Genomic DNA, 7,778 nt, shown 5'->3' with positions numbered 1-7,778 from the left:
TGCGAAAGCTACAGGAAGAACTCTATCGGTAAGCCGTATGAGCGAATAGTTCACGTACGGTTTGATGCAGGGGGCACTGATAGTTTATCCAGAATGCGTACATTTATAAGTGCAAATTTTGAATGAGCTATCAGGCTCTACTCTACTAGCCAATGCTGAAAAAGACTGTACAACAAACTTTATTTTTAGTAATTTCGTAAAGAAAGATTAACAAAAACAAATGCAGGCTTTTATTTTTTACATGAGGGATTACAACAAATGAAAATCACTGTTTATCACATTAGGTGAACCTGTTGCCAAATTTAACGAAATGCGAGCCAGCTTGGATTTAAAATCGACAAAAAATCAGCATAACAACTGGCAAAACCGGCCAAAATAAAACGGTAAAAACTGATTCTAAACTTAATCTGGCAGTATGAAATCTAAACTGTATAGTGCGCTTAAAATTTCCCTCATCTTTCTTATTGTAAGTTCAATCTACATTGTTTTTTCTGACAGATTGATTTTGCAGATTATAGGAGATTCTGCATCTGTAGAGCGTCTCAACGAAATCCAGTCGTACAAAGGTCTTGGTTTTGTCTTTTTAACTTCCGTGTTGCTTTTTGTCTTAATTTACAGGGAGATAAACAAAAAAGTAAAATATATTAATCAACTGGAAGAACAAAAAACAGTATTACGAAACTTATCAGCGGAAAAAAACAAGTTAAGCTTCGAACTCTTGGAACGCAACAAGTTTATTGAAACCGTATTGGACAAAATTCCGCTTGGTGTGGCAGTGAATAAATTTGAAGAAGGAACTGCAACGTATATAAATAATGAGTTTGTAAACATTTATGGATGGCCAAAGGATGACTTGGTTGACATTTCCAATTTTTTTAAAAAGGTTTATCCGGATGAAAAATACCGGGCAGAGATTCAGCGCCGGATTATGAAAGACATTGATTCGGGAGACTCTTCAAGAATGCACTGGGAAGATATTGAAATAACAAAACAATCCGGGGAAAAAAGAATTATAAATGCCCAAAACATTCCGCTATTTGAGCAAAACCTTATGATTTCGACAGTGCAGGATGTTACTGAGAAAAAACAGGCCGAAGAAGCCCTCCAAAAAAGCGAACAGCGATTCCGTATTATTTTTGAAAACAGCCTGGCCGTAATGCTGCTCATCGACCCGGAAACACGGCTGATTGTTGCCGCCAACAAAGCTGCCGAAAAATTTTACGGATGGAAACGCAGCAAAATCGAAACGATGTGCGTTGACGACATCAACACGCTTTCTCCATCTGAAATTGCAGCCGAAATGGAGAAAGCCCGGAAAAGCGAACGAATCTATTTCCGTTTTAAACACCGGTTGGCAAGTGGCGAAGTGCGCGATGTGGAAATTTACAGCGGCAAGGTGGAAATTGACGGAAAGGATTATCTACACTCGATTATTCACGATGTTAGCGAACAGGTGGAGGCCGAAGAAGCCTTAAAAGAAAGTCAGAATTATAACCGTACCTTGTTTGAACAATCCCCCATAGGTTTGGCCTTAACGAGCATGGATGGCAAATTGATTGATGTTAATCCTGCTTTTGCAGCTATAGTTGGCCGTTCGATTGAAAATGTTAAAATATTATCCTATTGGGACATTACCCCTGAAAAATATGCTGAACAGGAAAGAAAGCAACTTGAGCTGCTGGAAAAAACAGGGCGATACGGACCGTATGAGAAGGAATATATTCATAAACAAGGTCATTTGGTGCCTGTTCGGTTGCAGGGATTAATATTTAAAAAGAATAATAAAAGATATATCTGGTCAAGTGTAGAGGATATTAGCGAACGTAAAAAGGCCGAAGAAACCCTTCGCAAAAGCGAAGAACGGTTCAGGGTGGCACAGGATTTTTCTCCCGATGGTTTCACCATACTCCATCCGTTGCGAAACGAGAAAAATGAAATCATTGATTTTACCTGGGTGTACGAGAACCAGACCATCGCACGTATTAACGGTACTAATCCCGAAGAGGTAAAAGGCAAACGGCTGCTCGACCTTTTCCCTACTCATAAAGATACCGCTATATTTGAAGCCTACATTGATGTAGCGAATTCAGGAAAACCAAAAATCCTGGAAGAGGTATATGTGGGAGAGGTTGTTTCGGAGCCCACCTGGCTGCGCCTCGTTATTGTGCCTATGGAAGAAGATATTGCGGTACTGGCTCAAAATATAACTGAACGCAAAAAAGCAGAAGTAGCCCTACGAGAAAGTGAAGAACAGTATCGTACGCTTTTTGAAAATATGAATTCCGGTTTTGTACTTTTTGAAGTTGTTCAAAATAAGCAAGATATGCCGGTTGACCTTAGGATAGTTGCAGCAAATCAAGGGTTTGAAGCAACAACTGGTTTAAATTTAAAGGATGCAGAGGGAAGAAATCTTACAAAGGTATTGCCAGGAATTGAGCAGGATGAAGCCGACTGGATTGGCACCTACACCAAAGTTGCCCTCTCTGGAAAAGCAATCCAATTCGAACAAGGTTCAGAACTATTAGGATATTATTATGCTGTTTCTGCTTATAAAGCTGGTCCGAAACAATGTGCAGTAACCTTTGTGGATATTACAGAACGAAAAAAGGCAGAAGAAGCCCTTTCTCATTCCCATGATTTAATGAAATACATAATCGAGCATAATCAGACATCCGTTGCTGTTCTCGACACAAATCTGAGATATTTATATGTAAGCCAGCGCTTTTTAAGTGAATACAGGGTAAAAGACAAGAATATTATTGGGAAACAACATTATGAGGTTTTTCCTGAAATTCCTGAAAAATGGAAAAAAATACACCAAAAGGCCTTACAGGGCATTGTTTCAAGAGCTGATGAAGATATGTTTCATAGAATTGATGGCACCTTCGACTGGACCCGCTGGGAGTGCCGACCGTGGTACGAAGCTGATGGTTTAATCGGTGGGATTATACTTTATTTGGAAGTTATAAGCGAACAAAAGAAAAAGGAACTGGAAATTATAAAACTAAACCAGCGCCTCGAAATCCTGATTGGCTCCGTTCAGCAACTGGCAGCGGCAACAGCACTCGATACGGTGCAGGATATTGTTGCAAAGTCAGCTCGTAAACTTATTGGCGCCGATGGGGCCACGCTGGTTTTCAGGGAAAACGACAACTGCTTCTATGTGAACGAGGATGCCATTCAACCCCTGTGGAAAGGGAAAAAATTTCCCATGCATTCCTGTATAAGCGGCTGGGTAATGGAAAACAAAAAATCAGTTGTTATTGAAGATGTGTTTGGCGATGAACGGATTCCGAAAGACGTTTACCGCCCCACTTTTGTAAAAAGCCTGGCTATGGTCCCGATAAATATCAGTGAACCAATTGGAGCTATCGGAAATTACTGGAAAGAAACCTACACACCCACCGAAATTGAAATGCAGTTGCTGCAAACCCTGGCCGATGCTGCAGCGCGGGCTATCGAAAACATTCAGCTTTATACCGAACTGGAAGACCGTGTAAAACGTCGTACGCAGCAATTACATGCAGTGAATAAGGAACTGGAAACCTTTACCTACTCAGTATCGCACGACCTGAAAGCGCCTTTGCGGGGCATTGATGGCTACAGCAAACTACTGCTCGATGAATATGGCGATAGCCTGAATGAAGAAGCTTCCCATTTCATAAAAACCATTCGCAGCTCCACACTTCAGATGAACCTTCTTATTGAAGATTTGCTTAGTTATTCACGTCTCGAACGCAGCCATTTCAAACAGGAAAAGATAGCTCTGAAATCATTTACCGAAAAGCTGGTTTCAAATTTCGGTGATGAAATAAAAAAAGGCCGGTTTGAAGTTGTTATAAACATTCCTGATGTGGAAATTTTTACCGATTCCACCGGGCTTACCATTATTCTTCGGAATTTTATTGAAAATGCCATTAAATTTACCCGTGAAAAACCAAATCCCAAACTGGAAATAAATTTTAGCGAAAATCCTGAAAACTGGATTATTGCTGTAAAAGACAACGGAGTTGGTTTTGATATGAAATATCACGACCGGATTTTTGAAATATTTCAGCGCCTGCACCGTGCCGAAGATTTTCCAGGCACAGGTATCGGGCTGGCCATGGTGGCAAAAGCAGCACAACGAATGAACGGAAAAACCCATGCTGAAAGTGTTCCGGGAAAAGGCTCAGTTTTTTTTATTGAAATTCAAAAAAACAAATCGATATGAATAAATTAAACCGCAACCAACCCATTTTACTGGTTGAAGACAATCCGCTGGATTTGGACCTCACCCTACGGGCATTCAAATCGCAAAAACTCGATAATCCCATACTGATAGCCCGCGATGGGGAAGAGGCGTTGACATTTATTGAAAAATGGGAAAAGGGAGAACCCCGGCCCGTGGTTATATTACTCGATTTAAAAATGCCCAAAGTAAACGGGCTGGAAGTGTTAAAAGTTTTAAAGAACCATCAACAGTTTAAAACCATTCCGGTGGTGGTGCTTACCACCTCTTCTGAACATTCCGATATACACACAGCATACCAGCTTGGCGCAAATTCGTATATTGTAAAACCGGTTGATTTTGAAAAATTTCTGGACGTGGCCAAACAAATCGACCTTTACTGGAGGGTGTTAAACCGGGCAGATGGTGAATAAAATATAAGATTATGAAAATATTATTGCTTGAAGACAACCAATCCGATGCGGGACTAACACTGCGCGCATTGAAAAAAAGCCTCCCTGACTGCGAAGTTGAACATGTTACAACACTTCAGGAAGCCAGGGAATCTCTCTCTGCACAGCAAAATTTTGATATTGCTTTGCTTGATATGGAACTCCCCGACGGAAACGGGATGAATATTTTAATGGAAATCAGGCAAAAACAATTGGACATGGCGGTGGCCATGCTCACCGGTTCTGGCGACGAGGAAATTGCAACTGCTGCGCTTAAAGCCGGCGCCGACGATTATATGGTGAAACAATCGGGATATGTTTCCAAAATTCCACAACTGGTTGAATTTGCCATCGATAACCATAAGAGCATTCAAAAAAGGGAATCATGTATAATCCATGTTCTTCACATAGAACACAATATTGCGGATGTTGATTTGACAAACCGTTATTTGAGCCGTTACGCACCTTACATTAGAACGAAAAATGTTCCTACAGGGGAAGCTGCTTTGAAAATATTACCAGAAAAAGAAACAGAACCTGAAAAATGGAATTACCAGGTAATATTAATGGATTACAGGTTGCCGGGAATGAGTGCCCTGGAATTTATCAAGGAAATCAGGCAGGAACGCAAACTAGATGTTCCCATTATTATTGTTACCGGGCATGGAAATGAAGAAGTTGCAGTTCAAGCGCTTAAGATTGGAGCCAGTGATTATCTTGTAAAACGTGAAAACTACCTTACCCGTCTTCCTTCGCTCATTTCGGGAGCTTTTGAACATTTCGAATTAAAGCGTAAGCAAATAGCTTTGGCTGAAAGCGAAACAAAATACCGGCTTTTGTTCGAAAGCAATCCCCACCCCATGTGGGTGTATGAACTGGAGACCCTCCGGTTTTTGGAAGCAAACCATGCTGCCACTGTAAAATATGGATACAGCAGGGATGAATTTTTATCCATGACACTTAAAGACATAAGGCCTCAGGAAGATATTGATAAATTATATGAAAATGTGAGGCAAAGTGCAGACGAATTTACTTTCTCCGGTGAATGGAGGCATAAAAAAAGAAATGGGGAGATTTTTCTGGTTGAAATCATTTCTCACAGAATAAAATACAACGAGAAAAATGCACGGCTTGTACTTGCCAATGATATTAATGAACGAAAACAGACGGAAAACAAATTAAAGCTATATACAAGGGCTATTGAACAAAGTCCTGTTTCATTAAATATTACCGACAGTAATGGAAATATTGTATATGTAAATTCAGGTTTTACAGCCCTATCGGGTTATTCTGCAGATGAAGTATTTGGCAAAAAACCAAGTATTCTGAAATCAGGCATCCACACTGATAAGTTCTATAAAGAATTATGGGAAACGATATCAGCTGGTAATAATTGGTCTGGTGAATTGTGTAACCGTAAAAAGAATGGGGATTTATACTGGACTCAGTCAACTATCTCTCCCGTAGTAGACCCAAAGGGAAGAATTACGCATTTTGTGGCCGTTAAAGAAGATATTACAGAAAGGAAAAAATTTATCGAGGATTTAAAAATTGCCAAAGAAAAAGCGGAAGAAAGCGACCGTTTAAAATCGGCTTTCCTCGCCAACATGAGCCACGAAATACGTACACCCATGAATGGGATACTTGGCTTTACCAGTTTACTTTTGGAACCCGATTTAAACAGTAAAGAAAAGGAACATTATATCGAAATTGTACATAAAAGCGGGCAACGCATGTTAAATACGGTGACCGATATTGTTGAAATCTCTAAAATTGAAGCTGGAATTGTACAAATTGTTCAAAAGGAAACAGATGTAAATAAAACCATTGCTGAATTAGTCGTTTTTTTTAAACCGGAAGCGGAGAAAAAAGGACTTCAACTAAATTTAAATGAGTTGTTACCTGATTCTGCGAAAAAGCTGATAACCGACCAGAATAAACTGGATTCAATTCTTACCAATCTTATAAAAAATGCCATAAAATATACCGATTCTGGAACGATTAACCTTGGTTGCCGAATGAAAGACACAGAAATAGAATTTTACGTTAAAGATACCGGTATAGGAATTCCGGTTCACAGGCAGAATGCAATCTTTGAACGTTTTATGCAGGCAGATATTGCAGACACAAGGGTTTTCGAAGGCTCCGGTTTGGGCCTCGCCATTGCAAAATCATATGTCGAAATGTTGGGAGGAAATATTTGGGTGGAAAGTAAAGAAAGCTTAGGCTCAACCTTTTATTTTACCCTGCCAGCTAGTAAGATTGAAAACAAAAAAACAGATATTGAAAAAGAATTGTCCAATGAAGTTAAGAACAAAAAAGAAAAGCCGACAAAAAGGAAACTTAAAATACTAATTGCCGAAGACGACGAGACATCTCGGAATTATATCTCTTTGATTTTAAAAGATTATTGTGCTGAATTACTTGAAACGGGAACAGGAATTGAAACGGTTGAACTTTGCCGAAACCATAAAGATATTGATTTAATACTGATGGATATTCAAATGCCGGGGATAAATGGTTACGAAGCCACCCGCCAAATAAGGGAATTTAACAAGGAAGTGGTTATCATTGCACAAACCGCTTTTGCACTGTCTGGTGACAGGGAAAAAGCAATTGAAGCCGGTTGCAATGATTACATTTCGAAACCAATAAACAAAACTAAATTACAGACATTGATACAAAAGTATTTCGGGAAATAATCCTTATTAAACATACGATTAAATGACAGGAAATAAAGCACATGGCTATAACAATCTGTATATGTCATAGCCGGTTTTGTGGGTAATTGCAGGCTTTTTACCCCCATCAACTTCATCTCGGTTTGACAGGAAAGTAGCCCGCAATCGGCTACACCACATACAGGTAACCGTTGGTACGCCGTGAAGCGTATTTACTTCAATGGGTGCAATCAGCTAAGGCTGATCTAATTAGCTGGCGCTGATTTTTAATTCCCATCTGTCGAATTGACTGTTCGGGCAGTAATGAAAAAGATTGTTTAAGTCGCGAGGCTTACTCAAGAGTTCTTTGGATTGAGTTACCAAGCCGCAATGCTTAAGGCGTGAACCCGTAGTAGCTTCGAAAAGTGTAAGATGTAGACTGGGGAGGATGTTGAC

4 protein-coding genes are annotated in these 7,778 nt (G+C 39.8%); 3 read left to right on the top strand and 1 reads right to left on the bottom strand.

Annotated elements, in window-relative coordinates; genetic code table 11:
- Positions 1-718 precede the first annotated feature (718 nt).
- The 3 genes from FHS86_RS18905 to FHS86_RS18895 are packed head-to-tail and all read left to right on the top strand — an operon-like array spanning position 719 to position 7,364.
- Positions 719-4,213, top strand: a complete 3,495-nt coding sequence (locus FHS86_RS18905; protein ID WP_429417567.1) for a PAS domain-containing sensor histidine kinase — start codon at positions 719-721, stop codon at positions 4,211-4,213.
- Positions 4,210-4,644, top strand: coding sequence for a response regulator (locus FHS86_RS18900; RefSeq protein ID WP_429417564.1), 435 nt, complete (start codon positions 4,210-4,212; stop codon positions 4,642-4,644). Before FHS86_RS18905 ends, FHS86_RS18900 begins: the two co-directional genes overlap by 4 nt.
- An 11-nt stretch (positions 4,645-4,655) precedes the next feature.
- Entirely contained in the window at positions 4,656-7,364 is a 2,709-nt protein-coding gene (locus FHS86_RS18895) for a response regulator (protein WP_429417562.1), read from the top strand.
- Between the two features lie 228 nt (positions 7,365-7,592).
- Here the strand turns inward: FHS86_RS18895 and FHS86_RS18890 are convergent.
- A partial coding sequence (locus FHS86_RS18890) for a hypothetical protein (RefSeq protein WP_429417407.1) occupies positions 7,593-7,778 on the bottom strand: 186 nt, incomplete at its 5' end.

Origin of the sequence: Roseimarinus sediminis, assembly GCF_050433125.1 — a bacterium.
Classification (GTDB): domain Bacteria; phylum Bacteroidota; class Bacteroidia; order Bacteroidales; family Prolixibacteraceae; genus Roseimarinus; species Roseimarinus sediminis.
This window is presented reverse-complemented; position numbering and strand designations above follow the sequence as displayed.